The 20158-nt window shown below is 54.4% G+C and carries 21 protein-coding genes; 11 read left to right on the top strand and 10 right to left on the bottom strand.

Features of this window, described 5'->3' with window-relative positions:
* Positions 1-11 precede the first annotated feature (11 nt).
* Both GW579_RS01835 and GW579_RS01830 read right to left on the bottom strand, forming a co-directional pair.
* Positions 12-1349 (bottom strand): LLM class flavin-dependent oxidoreductase, encoded by a 1338-nt coding sequence (locus GW579_RS01835; protein ID WP_165057170.1) that lies wholly within the window; start codon positions 1347-1349, stop codon positions 12-14.
* A 9-nt stretch (positions 1350-1358) separates the two neighbouring features.
* Complete coding sequence (locus GW579_RS01830) at positions 1359-2345, bottom strand: MsnO8 family LLM class oxidoreductase (protein ID WP_165057168.1); 987 nt, start codon at positions 2343-2345, stop codon at positions 1359-1361.
* A 240-nt stretch (positions 2346-2585) separates the two neighbouring features.
* Between GW579_RS01830 and GW579_RS01825 the strand changes: the two genes are divergently transcribed.
* The 5 genes from GW579_RS01825 to GW579_RS01805 all read left to right on the top strand — a co-directional run bounded on the left by GW579_RS01825 (position 2586) and on the right by GW579_RS01805 (position 7215).
* Positions 2586-3770 carry a M20 peptidase aminoacylase family protein gene (locus GW579_RS01825; RefSeq protein WP_165057166.1) on the top strand — a complete coding sequence of 395 codons (1185 nt, stop codon included), beginning with the start codon at positions 2586-2588 and terminating at the stop codon, positions 3768-3770.
* A gap of 201 nt (positions 3771-3971) precedes the next feature.
* On the top strand, positions 3972-4895 hold the full coding sequence (locus GW579_RS01820) for an ABC transporter substrate-binding protein (RefSeq protein ID WP_206738786.1): 924 nt from the start codon (positions 3972-3974) through the stop codon (positions 4893-4895).
* Positions 4896-4912: 17 nt separating this feature from the next.
* A complete protein-coding gene (locus tag GW579_RS01815) occupies positions 4913-5416 on the top strand; it encodes a GNAT family N-acetyltransferase (protein WP_152325958.1) in 504 nt (167 codons plus the stop codon).
* Between the two features lie 24 nt (positions 5417-5440).
* Positions 5441-6355, top strand: a complete 915-nt coding sequence (locus tag GW579_RS01810; RefSeq protein ID WP_165057162.1) for an amino acid ABC transporter permease — start codon at positions 5441-5443, stop codon at positions 6353-6355.
* Between the two features lie 14 nt (positions 6356-6369).
* Positions 6370-7215, top strand: coding sequence for an amino acid ABC transporter ATP-binding protein (locus GW579_RS01805; RefSeq protein WP_229893161.1), 846 nt, complete (start codon positions 6370-6372; stop codon positions 7213-7215).
* A 272-nt stretch (positions 7216-7487) separates the two neighbouring features.
* On the opposite strand, the gene kdgT is transcribed toward GW579_RS01805, so the two are convergent.
* Complete coding sequence (gene kdgT / locus GW579_RS01800; RefSeq protein ID WP_152325956.1) at positions 7488-8486, bottom strand: 2-keto-3-deoxygluconate transporter; 999 nt, start codon at positions 8484-8486, stop codon at positions 7488-7490.
* Between the two features lie 248 nt (positions 8487-8734).
* Positions 8735-9400 carry a fructose-6-phosphate aldolase gene (gene fsa / locus GW579_RS01795; RefSeq protein ID WP_165057160.1) on the bottom strand — a complete coding sequence of 222 codons (666 nt, stop codon included), beginning with the start codon at positions 9398-9400 and terminating at the stop codon, positions 8735-8737.
* Between the two features lie 142 nt (positions 9401-9542).
* Here fsa and GW579_RS01790 point away from each other — a divergent pair, with 142 nt between their 5' ends.
* From GW579_RS01790 to GW579_RS01780, 3 genes are all read left to right on the top strand, one after another.
* On the top strand, positions 9543-10442 hold the full coding sequence (locus tag GW579_RS01790; protein WP_165057159.1) for a glycyl-radical enzyme activating protein: 900 nt from the start codon (positions 9543-9545) through the stop codon (positions 10440-10442).
* Between the two features lie 5 nt (positions 10443-10447).
* Positions 10448-12880: a formate C-acetyltransferase/glycerol dehydratase family glycyl radical enzyme gene (locus tag GW579_RS01785; RefSeq protein ID WP_165057157.1), complete on the top strand. Its 2433-nt coding sequence runs from the start codon at positions 10448-10450 to the stop codon at positions 12878-12880.
* Between the two features lie 63 nt (positions 12881-12943).
* Positions 12944-13687, top strand: coding sequence for a DeoR/GlpR family DNA-binding transcription regulator (locus GW579_RS01780; protein WP_165057155.1), 744 nt, complete (start codon positions 12944-12946; stop codon positions 13685-13687).
* 34 nt (positions 13688-13721) lie between these two features.
* Here the strand turns inward: GW579_RS01780 and araD are convergent, their stop codons facing one another.
* The gene (gene araD, locus GW579_RS01775; RefSeq protein ID WP_165057153.1) at positions 13722-14417 is read right to left on the bottom strand and encodes an L-ribulose-5-phosphate 4-epimerase; all 696 of its coding nucleotides are present in this window, start codon (positions 14415-14417) and stop codon (positions 13722-13724) included.
* A gap of 403 nt (positions 14418-14820) precedes the next feature.
* On the opposite strand from araD, the gene osmB reads away from it, so the two are divergent.
* Positions 14821-15039: an osmotically-inducible lipoprotein OsmB gene (gene osmB / locus GW579_RS01770; protein ID WP_056780657.1), complete on the top strand. Its 219-nt coding sequence runs from the start codon at positions 14821-14823 to the stop codon at positions 15037-15039.
* Positions 15040-15098: 59 nt separating this feature from the next.
* Here the strand turns inward: osmB and yciH are convergent, their stop codons facing one another.
* Together yciH and pyrF are read right to left on the bottom strand one after the other, a co-directional pair.
* Positions 15099-15428: a stress response translation initiation inhibitor YciH gene (gene yciH / locus GW579_RS01765; protein ID WP_165057151.1), complete on the bottom strand. Its 330-nt coding sequence runs from the start codon at positions 15426-15428 to the stop codon at positions 15099-15101.
* A 12-nt stretch (positions 15429-15440) separates the two neighbouring features.
* Positions 15441-16169, bottom strand: a complete 729-nt coding sequence (gene pyrF, locus GW579_RS01760; protein WP_152325949.1) for an orotidine-5'-phosphate decarboxylase — start codon at positions 16167-16169, stop codon at positions 15441-15443.
* Positions 16170-16359: 190 nt separating this feature from the next.
* On the opposite strand from pyrF, the gene GW579_RS01755 reads away from it, so the two are divergent.
* On the top strand, positions 16360-16647 hold the full coding sequence (locus GW579_RS01755; protein ID WP_165057149.1) for an Arc family DNA-binding protein: 288 nt from the start codon (positions 16360-16362) through the stop codon (positions 16645-16647).
* 79 nt (positions 16648-16726) lie between these two features.
* Here the strand turns inward: GW579_RS01755 and lapB are convergent, their stop codons facing one another.
* The 3 genes from lapB to pgpB form a co-directional block, all read right to left on the bottom strand.
* Positions 16727-17896: a lipopolysaccharide assembly protein LapB gene (gene lapB, locus GW579_RS01750; protein WP_165057147.1), complete on the bottom strand. Its 1170-nt coding sequence runs from the start codon at positions 17894-17896 to the stop codon at positions 16727-16729.
* Positions 17897-17902: 6 nt separating this feature from the next.
* Positions 17903-18214: a LapA family protein gene (locus GW579_RS01745; RefSeq protein WP_152326349.1), complete on the bottom strand. Its 312-nt coding sequence runs from the start codon at positions 18212-18214 to the stop codon at positions 17903-17905.
* A gap of 248 nt (positions 18215-18462) precedes the next feature.
* Positions 18463-19224: a phosphatidylglycerophosphatase B gene (pgpB, locus tag GW579_RS01740; protein ID WP_165057145.1), complete on the bottom strand. Its 762-nt coding sequence runs from the start codon at positions 19222-19224 to the stop codon at positions 18463-18465.
* Between the two features lie 289 nt (positions 19225-19513).
* On the opposite strand from pgpB, the gene ribA reads away from it, so the two are divergent.
* Entirely contained in the window at positions 19514-20104 is a 591-nt protein-coding gene (ribA, locus tag GW579_RS01735) for a GTP cyclohydrolase II (protein ID WP_101076876.1), read from the top strand.
* Positions 20105-20158 lie beyond the last annotated feature (54 nt).

Below are 20158 nucleotides of genomic sequence, written 5' to 3'. Positions count from 1 at the left end.
GTATGTTGTAACTATTTCGCGCTCACAGCCTCACGAACGGTTTCCGGCGTGCTGTAGCGGTTGGTTTTGAACGGAATATCCAGACGCTCGCGCAGCGTATGCGCCTCGGAAGGATGCCAGTAACCGCGCGCCGCCAGCACCGGCAGCACCAGACGGGTGATGTCGTCGAGCGCTTCGGTCAGCACCGGTCCGCTGATGATAAACCCGCTCGCACCGCCCTCTTCCACCCAGCGGATCAGCCGGTCGGCGACCTGTTCCGGCGTACCGAAAAACTCACCGCGCGGCAGCGTGGTCTGATACGCCACTTCACGCAATGTGAGGTTTTCCTCTTTCGCCTGTTTCTTGATGCTGTCGGTGGTGGAACGGAACGTATTCTGGCCTAAATCGCCCAGCTCAGGGAACGGGCCATCCGGCGGGTACTGGCTGAAATCGTGATGGTCAAAGAAGCGGCCGAGATACGCCAGCGCGTCGTCTAGCGACAGCAGCGAAAGCAGGTACTGATATTTGGCTTCCGCTTCTGCTTCAGTTTTGCCGACAACCGGGCTGATGCCGGGGAAAATTCCCACCGGATGACGGCCATTTTTTGCTACCTGCGCCCGGAGTTTGGCGGAGTAATCCTGCGCCTCTTCCAGCGTGCGCGCATTGGTGAAGACTGCATCGGCAGATTTACCCGCCAGTGCGATACCCGCATCAGAAGCGCCCGCCTGGAAAATCACCGGCTGCCCCTGCGGCGAACGCTGGATATTCAGCGGGCCTTCGACCGAGAAAAATTGCCCCTGATGATTGAGTTTGTGCAGTTTGGCTGCATCGAAAAACACGCCGCTTTCGCGGTCACGCACAAACGCGCCGTCTTCCCACGAATCCCACAAACCCTGCACCACGTTGATGTACTCTTCCGCAATCTGGTAACGCAGCGCATGCTCGGGATGATCTTTGCCAAAGTTTTTCGCCGAACCGGCCAGCGGCGACGTCACCACATTCCAGCCCGCACGGCCCTGGCTGATGTTGTCAATCGACGCCAGCTGGCGCGCCACAGTAAACGGATCGCTGTACGACGTCGAAATCGTCCCCGCCAGCCCGATGCTGTGGGTGGCGGACGCCAGTGCCGACAGCAGCGCAACCGGCTCAAAGCGGTTGAGGAAATGTGGCAGCGATTTTTCGTTGATGTGCAGACCGTCGGCCACAAACAGGAAATCAAAACCGGCTGCTTCAGCGCGCAACGCTAAATCGCGAAAATATTGAAAATTCACGCTGGCATCGGCAGGCGCTTTTTCGTGACGCCACGAATTCATATGCCCGCCGGCCCCGTGCAACATCAGACCGAGCTTGATACTTTTTGAATGGCTCATGAGATCTCCTTAAAGCTGGCCAGCCAGCAATTCGATGGACTTCAGACGCACGGCGGCATCTGTCAGTGGGGTATGAATGACAAATTCGTTAACGCACAGACGGCGCTGAATGTCGCGCAGCTGTTCATGAATATCGGCGGGCGTGCCGTGCAGCACACTGATCTGCTGCTGTTCAATGCGGTACTGCGTCGCCCCGGCTTGCCGGACAAACGCTTCGGCCTGTTCGTGGGTGCCGACAGTCACATGTTTATCGCCAACGGTGACGCGGAAATTATGTTGCTCTGCCACCAGTGCGGCGGCTTGTTCCCGCGTTTCGGCGGCCATCACCGCAAGGCTGACCAGCGCCTGCCCCTGTCCGGCGGAATATTCGTGGTACGCCAGCACCGATTCGGTCATCACTTCTGCGGACGTGTTGATGAAACCGGCAAAAACAAAATTCCAACCCAGCGAGGCCGCCAGACGGGCGCTTTCTTTGCTCGCGCCCAGCAGGAAACGCTGCGGAGCAACCGGCGGCTGCGGCAATGCGCGGGCTTCGACACCGGCCAGATTGTCGTCGAGATGAGTCAGATAATGCGTCAGTTGCTGTAACTGCGCGGGGAAACCGGGTGCGGAATCTGCCGGAGCATGGCCCCGCAGCGCTTTGGTTGAAAGCGGTAAACCGCCGGGCGCTTTGCCGATGCCGATATCCACGCGATCGGGCGCCAGCGCTGAAAGCAGATGGAAATTCTCCGCGACTTTGTAGGGGCTGTAATGTTGCAGCATGACGCCGCCGGAGCCGATCCGTAGCGTCGAGGTCTGAGCCAGAAGCCAGGCAATCAGCACTTCCGGCGAGCTGCCTGCCAGCTTTTCTGTGTCGTGATGTTCAGAAACCCACAGGCGGTGATAACCGAGTTTTTCTGCCGTTTTCGCAAACGTCAGCGTGGCCTCCAGTGCCTGCTCCGCACGTTGTCCTTCATTTATCGGGCTTTGGTCTAATAAGCTCAGTCGGTAATTCACTCGGGGTATTCCTTTTATCCACAGATTTCAATTCATGAAAAAAATCAGTTCATGTTAAAAAGAGTTCCACGAAGTGAGGACAAAGCTAAATAATTAAATTGCGCATCGATAGCCATTATTTTGCTATGCGCCCTGAGAAGAAAAGTGCTTATAAAATATAGCCACAGAGTCTTTAGCGAAAAGGGGTTTCCTGTCTACGATGAAATGACTGCAACCACACCTTATAAAAGGCTACGAATAATGAGCATTTCACTTGCCAATGAAGAGCGCACCGGGACGCTGTCCGGTTCATCCTTATTAGAAAGCAAACTCATCGCCCATCGTCGTGAATTACATCAGAACCCTGAATTATCGAATCAGGAATTTGCGACCACGCAAAGAATTACCGGCTGGCTGAATGCGGCCGGAGTACGGATTTTGGATCTCGGGCTGAAAACCGGCGTTGTGGCTGAAATCGGCTCGCCGGATGGCCCGCTGGTGGCGCTGCGCGGTGATATTGACGCGTTGCCGATTGAAGAAGCGTCCGGCGTGCCTTTCAGCTCGCAACATCCCGGCGTGATGCACGCCTGCGGCCACGATTTTCACACGTCCGTTATTCTTGGCGCGGCGTATTTACTCAAAGCCCGCGAAGACCAGCTTCCGGGGCGCGTGCGTCTGTTTTTCCAGCCTGCGGAAGAACGGTTTGGCGGCGCATCGCAGCTGATTAAAGCCGGTGCGCTGGAAAACGTTGATGTCATTTTCGGCCTGCACAATGCGCCTGAGCTGCCGGTCGGCACCTTTTCCACCAAAGGCGGCGCGTTCTATGCCAACGTTGACCGGTTCAGTATCACGATCACCGGCAAAGGCGCACACGCCGCGCATCCCGAGGAAGGCGTCGACAGTATTGTCACCGCCAGCCACATCATTTCTGCGCTGCAAACCGTGGTCAGCCGCAACGTCAGCGCGCAGGAAGCGGCGGTGGTCAGCGTCACGCGCATTGAAGGCGGCAATACCTGGAACGTGCTGCCGCAAACCGTCGAACTCGAAGGCACCGTGCGCACACATAACGACGCTGTCCGCGAACAGATTCCGGAACGTATCCGTCAGGTAATTTCTGGCGTGGCCACGGCACTGGGTGCGAAAGCCGAACTGCACTGGTTTGGCGGGCCGCCGGCGGTGGTGAATACGCCACGCTGGGCGGATTTCAGCCTGGAAGCAGCGGCTGAATTTGGCTATAAAACGGAAGTCGCGACGGCGCAAATGGGCGGCGAAGATTTTGCTTTTTATCTGCATCACGTCCCCGGCGCGTTCGTCAGCATCGGTTCCGCCAGTGAATTTGGCTTGCATCATCCGCAATTTAATCCTGACGAATCCGCTATTTATCCGGCAGCCGCCTATTTCCAGCAACTGGCTGAGAAAGCACTGCGGGAATTAACCGGAAAATAGCCTTCTTTAATTTCATTCCTGTTGAAATGCCCGGTAATCCGGGCGTTTTGCGTGGCTATTTCAGGCAGGCCTTTATTTCCAATTTATCTCTTTCATTATTTAATTTTGTTGTTTTACATCCCTGTAACACTCGGGAATAGTGAAATTGTCGTCTCACTGTCATCACCACATACAATAAGAATGCAGGGTATAAAAATAATGATGAAACACAGCCTTAAATTAACCACCATCGCCGCTTTATTAAGTCTTTCTGCACTGGCACAGGCTGCACCGGGTATCGACCTGATTGCGAATGAAAAACCCATTAACGCACCGAAAAACCCGGAAGCTGTGGCAAAAATCCCGGCTAACTTTAAGTTTGTTGAACCCGGCACGCTGACCGTGGCGCTCGCCGTGCTGGGCAGCGCCCCGCCGTTTGGCCTGTATGCCCGCGATAACAAGACCGTGATCGGCAGTGAAGCGGATATCGCCCGTCTGGTCGCCGACGGTTTGGGCCTGAAACTGAAAGTGGTTCCGGCTTCCTGGGAAGACTGGCCGCTGGGCGTGACCTCCGGGAAATACGATGCCGCCATCTACAACATTACCGTCACGAAAGACCGCAAAACCAAGTTTGATTTCGCCACGTATCGCGAAGATACGCTGGGCTTTTACGTGAAATCCGACAGCAAAATCACCTCGATACAATCCGCGCCGGACATCGCCGGGAAACGCATTATTGTCGGCTCCGGCACCAATCAGGAAGCCGTGTTGCTGGCGTGGGATAAAGAGAATCAGGCCAAAGGCTTACCGGCGCTGAAACCACAGTACGTCACTGATGACGCCGCCGCGACGCTGGCGATCCAATCTGGCCGCGCCGATGCGACCTTCGGGCCAAACGTCACCGGTGCCTACAAAGCGCTGTTAACCGGCAAAACAAAACTGGTCGGCACCGTACCGGGCGGGTGGCCGAAAACCGCGAACATTGCCGTGACACTGAAAAAAGGCAACGGTCTGGTGGACGCGGTTCAGGCATCCCTTAACAGCGCCATCGCCAACGGCACCTATTTGCAGGTGCTTAACCGCTGGGGTGAAAGCGTTGAGAAAATCGACCACTCCGAAATTAATCCGCCAGGACTGGGCGACTGAGTAAAGAGGATTGCATCATGAGCGATGACGTTTTTATCCAGACCGTGCCGGAAGACCCGCTGATTGCGCCGTTCATTCAGGGGCTGTTCGGTGAATACCGCGAGCGCTACGGTGAGTATTTCTCCAGCCAGCCGCCGGAAGATGACAGCGTATTTTCCAAACCGGACGGCACGTTTATTGTGCTGCTGAGAGACGGAGCGCCCATTGCGATGGGCGCGTACAAGCGCTACGACGAGAAAACGGCAGAGCTGAAACGCATCTGGACGCACCGCTCACTGCGGCGCCAGGGGCTGGCACAGAAGGTTTTACTCGAACTGGAACGCCGCGCCGCCGCTTACGGTTATCAGCAAGTTTTCCTCACTACCGGTTTCCGCCAGCCGGAAGCGGTCGGATTGTATTTGTCCCACGGTTATCAGCCCTTGTTTGACACGCGTCTCGACCCGGATGTCTATTCCCGCCCGCCGTACGACGGTCGTTTGCCGTTTACCAAGGCGCTGACCGCTGACGTCCCTGTTACCTGAAATTGCCAGAAGAAAGAGAACACCATGAGCGAAAACGCCCCGACTTCCGCGAATCATCCGCCGCTAAAAGTGGTTCCTGCACGCTATCCGTGGCGGGTGGCTGGCGCGATATTTTCAGTTTTTATCCTGCTGGGCATCGTTGAGTCAATTGCGACCAACTCCCGCTGGGAATGGGGCGTTTTTCGCCAGTGGTTCTTTGACCCGGTCATCCTTTCCGGGCTGGGGAAAACGCTGCTGCTGACCTTACTGGGCACGCTTTTTGGCATTATTTTAGGGACGGCGCTGGCCCTCGCCCGCCTGTCAAAATCCTATCTGATGAATGCGCTGGCCTGGGGATATATCTGGCTGTTCCGCTCGCTACCGCTGTTGCTGGTGTTGATCATCCTCTACAACTTTTCGTATCTCTACGACAGCCTGTCGCTCAGCATTCCGTTTACGTCCATTTCCTTTTTCAGCACGCCAACCGTGAATTTGCTGGATCAGTTCTCGGTCGCGGTTCTGGGGCTTTCGCTGGTGCAGTCGGCATATACCGCAGAAATCATCCGTGGCGGGATTTTAGGCGTCGAACACGGCCAGCACGAAGCCGCCGCCGCGCTCGGTTTACCGGCCTACCGCCGGACGTTCCGCATCATTTTGCCTCAGGCCCTGCGCTCGATTCTGCCGACCGGTTTTAACGAAGTAATCAGTCTGGCGAAAGGCACATCGATTGTTTACGTGCTTTCCATGCCGGAGCTGTTCTACACCGTACAGGTGATTTACAACCGCACGCAGCAGGTGATCCCGCTGCTGATGGTGGCGACCGTGTGGTATCTGCTGATTACCACCGTGCTGTCGGTGCTGCAATATTACGTCGAGCGTTACTTCTCGCGCGGCACCGTGCGCCAGGTTGCGCCTACGCCGTTGCAGCGTCTGCTCCAGTGGCGTATCGCCCGTTCATAATTCTGGAGAAATCTATGTCTGAAGCCTTTGATTTATTCGTAAAACCGCCTCATGACGCATCCGTTGAACGGTTGTTTCCGCGCCAGCCACAGGCCGCCACCGTCGGGCGCATCGAGATCAATAACCTGAGCAAATACTATGGCGCGCATAAAGCGCTGGATAACGTCAGCCTGAGCATCGAACCCGGCACGGTAACGGTGATCCTTGGCCCGTCCGGCTCAGGGAAATCTACCCTGCTGCGCACCATCAATCATCTGGAACGCGTCGATGAGGGGTTTATCCAGATTGACGGCGATTACATCGGTTACCGCCGCAAAGGCGATACGCTGTACGAACTGAAAGAACGCGCAATCCTCAAACAACGCACCCACGTCGGGTATGTTTTCCAGAATTTCAATTTATTCCCGCACATGACGGTGCTGGATAACATCATCGAAGCGCCCGTCGTTCACGGCTTGCTGAACCGCAAACAAGCTATCGCCCGTGCTTATGAGTTGCTGGATACCGTCGGTTTACGCGAAAAAGCCCACGCCTGGCCGCGCCATCTTTCCGGCGGCCAGCAACAGCGTATCGCCATCGCCCGCGCCTTAGCGCTCAATCCGAAAGTGATGTTGTTCGACGAACCCACCTCCGCGCTTGATCCGGAGCTGGTCGGCGAAGTGCTGGACGTCATCAAAAAACTGGCGCAGTCAGGTGTGACGCTGGTGGTGGTGACGCACGAAATCGGTTTTGCGCGGCAGGTCGCCGATCAGGTGGTGTTTATGGTAGATGGCGCCGTTGTCGAGAGCGGAAGTGCAACGCAGGTGCTGGACAGGCCGGTGCATAAGCGGACAAAAGCCTTCCTGGAGAAGGTGCTTTAAGATTGGTAAATTTATTCACTTGCGGTGAGGGTCAGGACCTAGGGGTTACAGCCCAGACTGACTACAAGGAGCGCCTTTCGCCGCGCCCCTTGAAAATCCCGGGCTTTTTTACTGCGAGCAAAAGCGCGCAGTAAAAAAGACGCGGAGATTCAAAAGAGGGCTCGCCATAGCCCTCTTTTGTCGGTTTAGGCACAGGGAGTTAAGTGTTCACAGTGATTGAAAAACCGAAACTTTCTCGGCCACTTGGGTGATTGAACACCCACCCGTTCTGCCTACTTCACACTCGCCATCGGCGGATCCATCGCCACTTTGCCTTTCACGGCTTTATTCTTCACTCTCCGCGACCACATCGCGGTCAGAATCGGCACCAGTATTGAGGTGACAATCACTGACGTGGCGACCAGCGCCGTGGCGGCCGGGGCGACGGGTTTGAACGCTGGCACCATTTCGGCAATCAGTACCGGCGTGGCCACCGCGGCACCGGCTGAACTGGAGGCGGCAATCCCTGCGGTGCCGTCACCGCCGCCGATGAATTTATCGGCCAGTATCAGCGGAATGCCGGTCAGGATAATCACTGACACGCCCAGCATGACACCCAGCAAACCGGTTTGTGCGATAACGCTCAGGTTGATGGTGTTACCCAGTGCGAATGCGAAGAACGGGATCAGCGTCTGAACGGCTTTACTGAAGAATTCGCGTAATTCCGGGTCGAGGTTCCCCAGACCAAATCCAATCAGGAACGGCAGGACGGCGCCGACGAAAACATGCGGTTCAAACGAGGCAATTCCCGCCGTACCGAGGATGATCATGGTCATCAGCGGGCCGGATTCCAGAGACATCAGCACGAAGGCGCCGGCCTCTTCTTTTGTACCGTATTGCTGCATGACCGAGGCATATAGCCCGCCGTTGGTCATGTCCATGGACGCGACCAGCGCCAGAACGGATAGCCCGGCGAAGAAGCCAAACTCGACGCCGTTTTCCGGCATAAAGCGCGAAGCCACTGCCGCGACAATCCAGGCGACGGCAATTTTTGTGACAACCAGCGTGCCGGATTTACGCAGAACCGTCCCGGTGGCGCTCAGTTTGATGGATGCCCCCATGCAGAAAAACCAGACGGCCAGAATCGGCACCGTGCCGGTGATCAAACCGTTGGTGAAGGAGCCAAAATACTTACCGGAATCAGGCGCAAAGGTATGACACAAGGCACCGATGAAGAGAGGCACTAACATCATCCCGCCAGGGATTTTTTCTATCGCTCGTTTAATGTGCATTATTTTTCACCTGATTTAAAAGGAACGGACTTCCGAATGCCGCTACGTTATCCATTTCTCAGGGCTATAAAAGTGATGCAACTCATAAATTGAAACGTTGTTTCTATTTTATAGATCTGTAGTTTTAATAAATATTCCGTCAATATTTAATTTCGGAGAGAAATCACAATTCCGGATTTTTCTGCCGCACAAAAACAAAAAAAACCCGCAGCAGTTGCCTGTGCGGGTTTCTGAAATGCCGGGAATTTTTAACTTATGGACGTTGTGCCGAAAGCCTGCTGCCAGTCAGCGTCAAACTTTTGCACCGCCGCCTGAACCGCTGGCGTACCGAGAAGTTGTTCAGCAACATCCACCGGTAATGTAATCGACTGGCAGCCCGCCAGCAGGCAATCCACCGCCTGACGCGGCGTTCTGAAACTGGCCGCCAGCACTTTTGAGTGCGGCGCGTGCAGACTCAGCAGCGTCTGTAATTCTCTGACCATCGCAATGCCGTCGCCGCCCTGCGCGTCCAGACGGTTCACGTAAGGCGCAACGTATTCAGCACCCGCCAGCGCGGATAAGAGCCCCTGACCTGCGCCGTAAACAGCCGTGCCGAGCGTTGGTATATTCATGCTTTTTAAGGCTTTAATCGCCGCCAGCCCCTCCGCCGTGACGGGGATTTTCACCACTAAACCGGGCACCCGCTGCGACAGTAGCAGGGCTTCGGCGATCATCTGTTCTGCATCCGCCGCCATCACCTGGGCAAACAATTTCCCGGTTCCGCCGAGGGCGTCACGCAGGGCAGGCAACACTTCCCAGAGGGATTTTCCTTCTTTCGCCACAATGCTCGGGTTCGTCGTGACCCCCTGCAACGGCAGAATGCGCGAAAGACGTTTCACCGCAATAACATCGGCAGTATCGAGATACAGCTCCATAACCTTCTCCTTAAACCTGTGAGCGAATGCAAAGTATCGGAGAGTGTACCTCTGCAAGCGGCGGGTTTATTGATCGTTATCAAAATGACTTTCGAATGAAAGTATTTAAATTACGAAAGAAGAAACTTAAGGGAGCGCCGCGATGATTTTTAATGTGCAACGTTATTCCACCCATGACGGGCCGGGGATCCGCACGGTTGTTTTTCTCAAGGGCTGCTCACTGAGTTGTACCTGGTGCCAGAACCCGGAAAGCCGTTCAGAAAAACCCGACGTATTGTTTGATTCGCGGCTGTGTACCGCCGGGTGTCAGCATTGTGCGCAGGCATTTCCCCGTGCAGTGACCGCAGAAAATGACGGGATCTGCCTGCGTCGCGAGGCATTCTCTGCGCAAGATTTATGTCAGATGGAACAGGTTTGCCCTTCCGGTGCGCTGAGCGTTTGCGGCGAAGACGCAGATATGGAAAGCCTGATGCAGCAAATCCTGCGCGATAAGCCGTTTTATCAGCGCACCGGCGGCGGCGTTACGCTTTCCGGCGGCGAGCCTTTTATGCAACCACAGACGACGCTGAATCTGCTGCAACGCTGTCACCACGCGGGTTTACATACGGCGGTGGAAAGCTGTCTGCACGTCCCCTGGAAATATATCGAGCCTTCTCTCGGCGCGCTGGATTTGCTGCTGGCCGATTTAAAGCACGTCGCCGACGCGCCGTTCAGACGCCTGACCGGTGGCTCAGCAAAACGGGTGAAGGACAATTTTCGCCGTCTGGCGGCTGCCGGTCAGAAGCTGATTGTCCGCGTGCCGCTGATCCCTGATTTCAACGCCGACCGGGCGTCCATCCGCCAGATTGTGGATTTCGCTGCGGGGGAAACCGGTTGTGATGCCATCCACTTTTTGCCTTATCACACGCTGGGTATCAATAAATATGTCCTGCTCGGCGAACCCTATCTGGCCCCGCGCCAGCCATTAAATGACCCGGACCTGCTGACGTTTGCTGAAGAATACGCCGCCGAGAAAGGTCTTTGTGCACAGTTAAGAGGATAAAAATAATGACGACATTGAACCTGAATACCCTCTCCGCCCGCATTCGCGCCCATAAAGACGCGCTGATCCACATCGTAAAACCGCCGGTGTGTACCGAACGCGCACAGCATTACACGCAGATTTATCAGCAACATGCGGATAAACCCCTGGCCGTCCGCCGCGCGCTGGCACTGGCAGAACATCTCAGGCAGCGGACTGTCTGGATCAAACATGACGAGCTGATCGTCGGGAATCAGGCCAGCGAAGTGCGTGCCGCGCCGATTTTCCCGGAATACACCGTCAGCTGGATTGAAAACGAAATTGATGCGCTGGCCGACCGGCCGGGAGCCGGTTTCGCGGTGAGTGAAAAGAATAAGAATGTTCTGCACGAAATTTGCCCGTGGTGGCGCGGGCAGACGGTGCAGGATCGCTGCTACGGCATGTTCACTGATGAGCAGAAAGCACTGCTCGACAGCGGCATCGTAAAAGCCGAAGGCAATATGACGTCCGGCGATGCCCATCTGGCGGTCAATTTCCCGCTCCTGCTCGGGCTGGGGCTGGACGGACTGCGCCATAAAGTCGATGAACGCCGCAGCCGCGTTAATCTGACCGACTGGGAAGATTTGCATAAAGAACAGTTGCTGAAAGCCATTGATATCACGCTGGCTGCCGTCAGCGATCATATCGTGCGCTTTGGCGATCTGGCGCAGGAAATGGCCGCCGCCGAGCCGCGCGAGAACCGTCGCGATGAGCTGCTGGCGATTGCCGCAAACTGTCACGTGATCGCTCATCAGCCACCTTCCAGCTTCTGGCAGGCGTTACAGTTGTGCTATTTCATCCAGCTGATTTTGCAGATCGAATCCAACGGGCATTCCGTTTCGTTTGGCCGCATGGATCAGTATCTTTACCCGTTCTACCGCCGTGACGTCGAACTTGAGCAAACGCTGGATCGCGGTCACGCCATTGAGTTGCTGCAAAGCTGCTGGTTGAAACTGCTGGAAGTGAACAAAATCCGCTCCGGTACACACTCCAAAGCGTCGGCGGGCAGCCCGTTGTATCAGAACGTCACCATCGGCGGCCAGAAACTGCATCTCGGCGTGGCGTCCGACGCGGTTAATCCGCTTTCCTACGCCATTCTTGAATCATGCGGTCAGCTGCGTTCCACACAGCCAAACCTCAGCGTGCGTTATCACGCAGGCATGAGCAGCGATTTTCTGGATGCCTGCGTGCAGGTGATCCGCTGTGGTTTCGGGATGCCCGCGTTTAATAACGATGAAATTGTGATCCCTGAATTCATCAAACTCGGCGTCGAGAAAGAAGATGCCTACGATTACGCCGCCATCGGCTGCATCGAAACCGCCGTCGGCGGAAAATGGGGCTACCGCTGCACCGGCATGAGTTTCATCAACTTTGCCCGCGTTATGCTGGCTGCGCTCGAACAGGGGCAGGACGCCAAAAGCCATAAGCAATTTCTGCCGCAGGAACGCGGGCTGTCTAAAGGCAACTTTGAAAACTTCGGACAGGTTTTTGCGCAGTGGGATGAGCAAATCCGCTATTACACGCGTAAATCGATTGAAATCGAATGTGTTGTCGATACCGTTCTGGAAGAAAATGCGCAGGATATTCTGTGTTCTGCGCTGGTCGATGACTGTATCGAGCGCGGCAAAACCATCAAACAAGGCGGCGCGAAATACGACTGGGTTTCCGGCTTGCAGGTCGGGATTGCCAATCTTGGCAACAGTCTGGCAGCGGTCAAAAAACTGGTCTTCGAACAGGGTTCCGTCGGGCAGCAGGAACTGGCGGATGCGCTGGCTTCCGACTACGCGGGGCTGGACGGCGAGCGTTTACGTCAGCGGCTGATCAACGGTGCGGAAAAGTACGGCAACGACCATGACGGTGTGGATAATCTTCTGGTACGCGCCTATCAGTGCTACATCGACGAGCTGTCGAATTATCACAACACGCGTTTCGGGCGCGGCCCGATTGGCGGAACGTACTACGCCGGAACCTCGTCGATTTCCGCTAACGTGCCGTTTGGCGCAGCGACCACAGCGACACCTGACGGACGTAAAGCGTTCACGCCGCTGGCTGAAGGCGCAAGCCCGGCTTCCGGTACAGACCATCTGGGGCCAACGGCGGTGTTTAATTCGCTGGGGAAATTACCGACGGAAGCGATCCTCGGCGGCGTACTGCTAAATCAGAAGCTCAATCCGGCATCGCTTGAAAATGAAACCGACCGCCAGACGCTGATGCTGATGTTGCGGACGTTCTTTGAGGAGCACAAAGGCTGGCACGTACAGTACAATATTGTGTCCCGCGAGACGTTGCTGAAAGCGCGCGAGGAACCGCAAAACTATCGGGATCTGGTGGTGCGTGTGGCCGGTTATTCGGCCTTCTTCACCGCTTTATCGCCGGAAGCGCAAGATGATATTATCGCGCGAACGGAACATACGTTGTAATCTTCGGGACAGAATTCACTTCAGCTGACGGGCAGCCTGCGCTGCCCGTATTTTTGGGCACTTATGAACGACAGACAGCAAGTCATTTTGCAATGGGTAAACGATAAACAGCGGATCAGCGTAAGTGAGCTGTCGCAGATTTGTCAGGTTTCAGAAGTGACGATCCGTCACGATCTCAATCAGCTGGTGCAACGCCATTATCTGCGCCGCGCGCACGGTTTTGCCGTCGCGATCCAGACCGATGACGTCGATACCCGAATGATGTCGAACTTCGCACAGAAGCAAAAACTGGCAAAATTCGCGGCGTCATTAATCCAGGATGGCGAAACGGTATTTTTCGAAAGCGGCAGCAGCATTGCCCTGCTGGCACAATATCTGGCGGACAAAAAGAATCTCACGGTGATTACCGTCAGCAGTTATGTGGCGTCGTTGCTGAAAAGTATGCCGTGTGACGTGGTGCTGCTCGGCGGGATGTACCAGAAGACCAGCCAGACAGTGGTCGGTCCGCTGACAAAATTGTGTTTGCAGCAGATGAATTTTAGCAAAGCCTTTATCGGGATTGACGGATTTACTGACACCACCGGTTTTACCGGCCGTGACATGTTGCGTGCCGACGTGGTGAATACGGTCGTGGCGAAGGGCGCGGAGAATATCGTCCTGACGGATTCCTCGAAATTCGGCCAGATCAATCTCAATCCGCTCGGCCCTGTCAGCGCTTTCAGTCATGTCATTACTGACGAAGCACTGCCGGATACGTTCCGCCAGCAACTGACTAACTCAGGCATAAAAGTCAGCCTCGTAGGCTGACTTTTTTCATGTGATATTTGAAGTACGGCGCGGATTACTGCCCGTAGTAGGCATTCTTGCCGTGCTTGCGCAGATAATGTTTATCCAGAAGTTGCGGCTGCATATCCGGCAACTGCGGCGTTAACTGGCGGGAGAAAATGCCCATGTAGGCGATTTCTTCCAGCACCACCGCGTTGTGTACGGCATTATCGGCATCTTTTCCCCAGGCAAAAGGCCCGTGCGAATGCACCAGCACCGCCGGAATATCCGCGGGATCGAGGTTACGTTCCGCGAACGTTTTAACGATCACTTCCCCGGTTTCCCACTCGTAGCGCCCGGCGATTTCGGCTTCGGTCATTAAGCGCGTGCAGGGGATGTTGCCATAAAAATAATCCGCATGTGTGGTGCCCCAGGCCGGAATATCAATGCCTGCCTGGGCCCAGATGGTCGCATGGCGGGAATGGGTATGCACAATGCCGCCCGCCTGAGGGAAGCTGAGGTAGAGCACGCGGTGCGTGTCGGTATCGGAAGACGGTTTCTTGCTGCCTTCCACGATTTTCCCGGTTTCCAGCTCCACCACCACCATGTCATCGACGCCCATATGATCGTATTCCACGCCCGACGGTTTGATGACGATCAGCCCTTGCTGGCGATCCACGGCGCTGACATTTCCCCATGTAAAGGTCACCAGATTATGGCGCGGCAGTGCCAGGTTGGCCTCCAGTACCTGCTCTTTCAGTTGTTTAAGCATCTCGGTTTCCTCATGAATCGATGCTTTATTGTCTGGTCGGCGGGCGGGTGCCGGTATGGGGCAAATCGCTAAAGAGTGCGTACGGATCTGCTGCAAACGCAAAAGTGCCTGTTTATGCCACATTCAGGGCACGCAGGTGCAACGCTTTAGTTAATTGTGTGGTGAGACTGCGGCTTGATGGTGAATTAAGATTATTCACCTAGTGAATGGATACTAATTTCACTATTTTTAGTTAACGGATGCAAAAGTGCGTCCGGATGAGTCGAATTATGAATAAAGGTTCGGAACAGCTCAAAAATTCATAAGTTGCGTGAAGGATCACCAGGTGAAATACAGTGATAACGCTGCATGTTGCCTATACTTATCGATGATGCTGAACGTTAATCCTTTGAGGAAGATAACTATGATGCTCGTAAATAAACGCGTTGCCAGTATTGCACTGGTTTTGACTCTTGCGATGTCTGTTACCGCGTGTGGTAACTGGTCTAAACGTGACCGTAACACGGCGATTGGTGCCGGTGCCGGTGCACTTGGTGGTGCGGTTCTGACTGACGGAAGTACTTTAGGTACGTTAGGCGGCGCAGCAGTAGGTGGTATTGTGGGTCATCAGGTCAGTAAATAAGAACAGATAAAAAAAACAGTAAGACGCTGCGCTTTTCAAAGGCGCAGCATCTTGTTTTATCAGCCACCCGCCAGTTTGACTTTCATCCCTTTAGCTTCAAGCAGCTGTTTCAGTAAATCACGTTTATCGCCCTGAATTTCTATCACGCCGTCTTTCACCGCGCCGCCGCAACCGCATTTTTTCTTCAGTTCAGCCGCCAGTTTTTCCAGTGCAGCATCGTCCATATCGACGCCAGTAATAAGACAAACACCCTTCCCTTTGCGCCCGCTGGTCTGACGCGCAATACGAACAATCCCGTCACCTTTCGGGCGTACGACGACGGCTTTCTGCTCATCGATTCTGCCGGTATCAGTGGAATACACTAACCGGCTGTTGCTGTCATTACGCATAAATTCCCCTGCTTATCGCAGTGATGCACGGATATCACGCAGCGTCTGCGCCGGATCGGCGGACTGCGTAATCGGACGGCCAATCACCATGTAATCCACACCCGCCGCCAGCGCTTCCTGCGGGGTCATCACGCGGCGCTGATCGTCGGCTTTGCTGCCTGCCGGGCGGATCCCCGGCGTGACCAGTTTGAACGCTTGCCCCAGCGCCGATTTAAAGCGCGTCGCTTCCTGCGCGGAACATACAACCCCGTCCAGCCCGCAGTCACGGGTCAGGCGCGCCAGACGTTCGGCGTAATCTGCCGGAGATAAGGTGATGCCCAGATCCGCCAGATCGCTGCCTTCCATGCTGGTCAGCACGGTGACGGCAATCAGTAACGGCGCGTCCTTACCAAACGGCAGCAACGCCTCTTTTGCTGCGGTCATCATGCGCGCACCGCCGCTGGCATGTACGTTGACCATCCACACGCCCAGCTCCGCCGCTGCGGCAACTGCATGCGCCGTGGTGTTCGGGATGTCATGGAATTTCAGATCCAGAAAGACGTCAAAACCGCGAGTCTGCAAATCTTTTACCATCTGCGGGCCGAAATGCGTGAACATCTCTTTACCAATTTTCAGACGGCAATCACGGGGATCGATTTTATCTGCAAAAGCCAGCGCGGCAGATTTATCGGCATAGTCGAGAGCGACAACAATAGGTGAGGAATTTAAGTCGTTGTTGTTAATGTTATTTTCTGACGTCATGTCTTCAGCCTCTTGTGTTTTTTCATTTCAGGAAGGGAAAGCCTGTTTTCTGCCGCCCGCATTTTACATGGCAAAAGGCTGAATTCACAGCTACACATAATGTGACAGTTTTATTAAATTTTTGTGAAGCACTAGACGCCGACACAACGCTGGCATAGTTTGTAACTTTACTCTAAGGAAAGGCTGAAAAATGAGTGAGATAACAACCCTGACCGTCAAAATTCCGGTTGAATTGAAGGAACTGATCAGGAACGCCGCCGCTGAGGCTGAGCATTCTTTAAGTGCGGAAGTGGCAGCACGTCTGGAAGAGAGCTTTAATCCGGCAGCACCCAAGGGGAAAAAGGCGGCGAAAGCCACCGAGCATGAAATTGATAACCAGCATCTTGCTGAAGATTCTGAACCGGCGCTGACAGCAAAAGAAATCAAGAAACTGCGTACGTTACTTAACGCCCGCAAAACCACCGGTAAGAAGAAGTAATTCCCCTCTCCTTTCCCTGAATAATTCGCGTTGTAACAAGATGATAAATACATCTGCAACGCGAAGTATGTCGGGAAAATTACTGGCCGTCGAGACCCCGTATAGGTTTGATCGTCGCCCAGCCACGGCATGACGGACAATGCCAGTACAGTGAATGTGCAGTAAATCCGCATTTGTGGCAGCGGTAACGCGGTTTTGTACGGATCTGCTCACCCACCATGTCCCGCAGTAAAACCAGACTCTCTTTCGCCCTGCCTTCTTCTGCATCGGCCAGATGGTAATCCATGAGGTGATGGAACACACGCATGGTCGGATGACGTTGCAGCTGGCGGTTAATGTAGTTCTGCGCCGTTTCACGCCCTTCTTCCTGCTGGATGATTTCCGCCAGCATCAGTTCTGCCGTCGCGCCGGTGTTTTCATCGACACAACGCTTGAGGAACTCTGCCCAACCCAGCGTATCTTTCAGGTTCTGGTAGCATTCCTGCATCATCGGCAGCGCTTCGCTGACCAGTTCTTTGTCCTGCTCAAGCACGCGTTGCAGCGCATCAACTGCTTTACGGTATTCGCCCTGCGCCAGAAAAATGCGCCCCAGCATGATAGACACGCGGGCACAAAGTTTATCTGCCGCCGCGGCCTTTTTCAGCAGGCCTGTGGCCTTATCGAAATCATCAGAAACCATCGCCAGAAGCGCCAGTTCACACCAGAAATGCGCGATTTCCTTGCGGCGGTTTTCTTTGCCCAGCTTGACCAGACGCTCGGCCACATCGATAGCATTCTGCCAGTCGCTGGTCGCCTGATGGATGATCAGCAACTGTTCCAGCGCAAACAGCTGGTAGTCCTGCTCCTTCACCAGCTGATTAAACATGTCTTCCGCGCGGTCATAAAAACCGGCAGCCATGTAATCGCGTCCTAACTGCTGCACGGCAAGCAAACGCTGTTCGAAGGTCAGCGAGGCACTTTCCATCAGCGACTGGTGGATGCGGATGGCGCGATCGACTTCGCCACGGGAGCGGAAGAGGTTCCCCAGAGTCAGGTGTGCTTCGACCGTACTGCTGTCCTCTTTCAACATTTCAAGGAATAGGTCGACCGCTTTATCCTGCTGGTTGGAAAGCAGGAAGTTAACCCCTGCTACGTATTCACGCGACAGGCGGTTAGCATTTTCCTGTTTATCCTGCTGAGAACTTCTGCGCCCCATGTACCAGCCATAGGCGGCCGCAACGGGCAACAACAGAAACAGCAGTTCTAACATAGAGGGTTATTCCTTGCTGACATCATAAGATGCTGCTGGCGGCGTAACGGCAGCCGCGGGTTCAATTTGTTGTTCAAGGCGTTTGATTTTCCGCTGGGCACGCCCGAGAGATAAGCGGACACGCAGGTAAAACAAACCGCAGATGACCCAGCCCAGAATAAAACCGGTAGCAAAGAGCACGGCAAGCAGTGTGGAAACACGATAGTCGCCCTGCGCCAGCAAATAATTGAAGGTCACAGTCTGATCATTATGGGCACCCAGAGTGATAGAAATCACCACGATGACCAGCAAAAATAAAAAAATCAGCAGATATTTCACATTCATTCCTGTAATGCCGGATGTACCGGATGAATTATGCCAAAAACTCTCGTCCCGACCTAATAAGTTAGCATTTCCAAACAAAGCTGGGAAACATTGCGGAGGCTTTAAATGCAGGTTGTTGGAACTTCGTGCAACTTTAGCAGTGTGTCGCAAATATCGCTGCAATTTACGATATGGAAGAGATATGGGGGCGGAAAGCGATGAATTAAAGGGGTTTTGTTAAACCCCTTTGAAATTGCCAGTGTTTATTCTCCGTCGCGTTCAGCGATTTCCTGATTTTCCGCCGGCGGTGGCGTCAGCGGTCCGACATAACGCTCAGTCAGCCAGCAGGCCAGTGTCACCAATATCCAGCTGATACCCACGGACGCCAGCAGGTCACGCGGCCAGTGCATTCCCAGAACCAGACGGCTGCCCATCACGGCGACTGCCCACACCATCAGGAACGTGACCGTTTTGTAGTGTTTACGCCGCCATAACAGCCCGATGCCTAACAATGCCCAGGTAGCGGCAAACATCGTATGACCAGAAGGGAATGCGTAACCGGTGTCGTTCTGCCAGCTTTTATTCAGCCAGTGAGGTATCTGCGTGTCCTCGCCGAGTATTTCTTTGACCTGTTTGCCACGCAATTTGCTTTTCTGCGCATAAAACTCATCCACGTTCATCTGATGATCGGTTCCCAGCCACGCCACGTAGGGCCGTGGCTCACGTACTTCACCTTTGATGAAGTCTTTCGCGTATTGCCCGACCAGCAGCGCGGCCACAATAATCACACCCAGCCCGATGGCCGGTTTAAGACGAAAGCGCAGGCACCACAGGAACCAGCCGCCAAGAATCACCGTTGTGAGGATACCCCAGGGCTCGCTCACCGTTTGCGTCACCCAGAACAGCGGGCGCAAAACGGACGGATTTCCTCCCGGTGCCCAAAGCCAGCCGCTTATCCCTACCGCTGCGGGCATCAGCATTAAAAGTACAGCCCCGAGTGCGGTGCGTTTGGCGATATCAAACATAGTCGTCCCTTCCGTCATTTATAAAAGAGTTGGAGTGTAGCAACGTTGTCATCGCTTCACATTCCCTAAGCGGGGATTGTTGAAGAAGCGGTTATAATTCATAAGTTATGAACTAATCGTTCAAATATTCGCGCTAAAAACTGCGCCAATCTGTGGCAAAATACCGCCCTGTCGTGATGGAAAGGCACCGATTCCCTATCCAGAGGCCGCATCTGAACGTAGGATGCGCATCAACAAGTAAAATACTCACTGTAAATAAAGACACTTTGTGGTTTTTTTGGAGCGTAAAATGCAGCTGAAACGGGTGGCAGAAGCCAATCTGCCAACACCTTGGGGCGATTTCCTGATGGTGGGTTTTGAAGAATTGGCCACCGGGCACGACCACCTGGCGTTAGTTTTTGGTGACATCAGCGGTGAAACACCGGTTCTCGCGCGTGTTCACTCGGAATGTCTGACCGGCGATGCCTTATTCAGCCTGCGCTGTGACTGTGGTTTTCAGCTCGAAGCCGCACTCAATCACATCGCCGAAGAAGGCCGTGGCATCCTGATGTATCACCGCCAGGAAGGCCGTAACATCGGTTTGCTCAACAAAATCCGCGCTTACGCTTTGCAGGACAAAGGCTATGACACCGTCGAAGCCAACCATCAGCTCGGTTTTGCAGCTGATGAACGCGACTTCACCCTGTGCGCGGATATGTTCAAGTTACTGGGCGTTGATTCGGTCCGCCTGCTGACCAACAACCCGAAAAAAGTCGAAATCCTGACTGAAGCCGGCATTAATATCACCGAGCGCGTGCCGCTGATCGTGGGCCGTAATCCGGAAAATGAACGTTACCTGTCGACCAAAGCCGCCAAAATGGGCCACCTGCTCGATAAGTAATTTTTTCAGGATATGACAGAAATATTAAGGGCACCTTAACGGTGCCCTTTTTCA

The sequence above is a fragment of the Rahnella contaminans genome, from assembly GCF_011065485.1.
In the GTDB taxonomy this organism is placed as follows: Bacteria; Pseudomonadota; Gammaproteobacteria; order Enterobacterales; family Enterobacteriaceae; genus Rahnella; species Rahnella contaminans.
The sequence above is the reverse complement of the archived record's forward strand: the minus strand, read 5'-3'. Positions and strand labels throughout refer to the sequence as shown.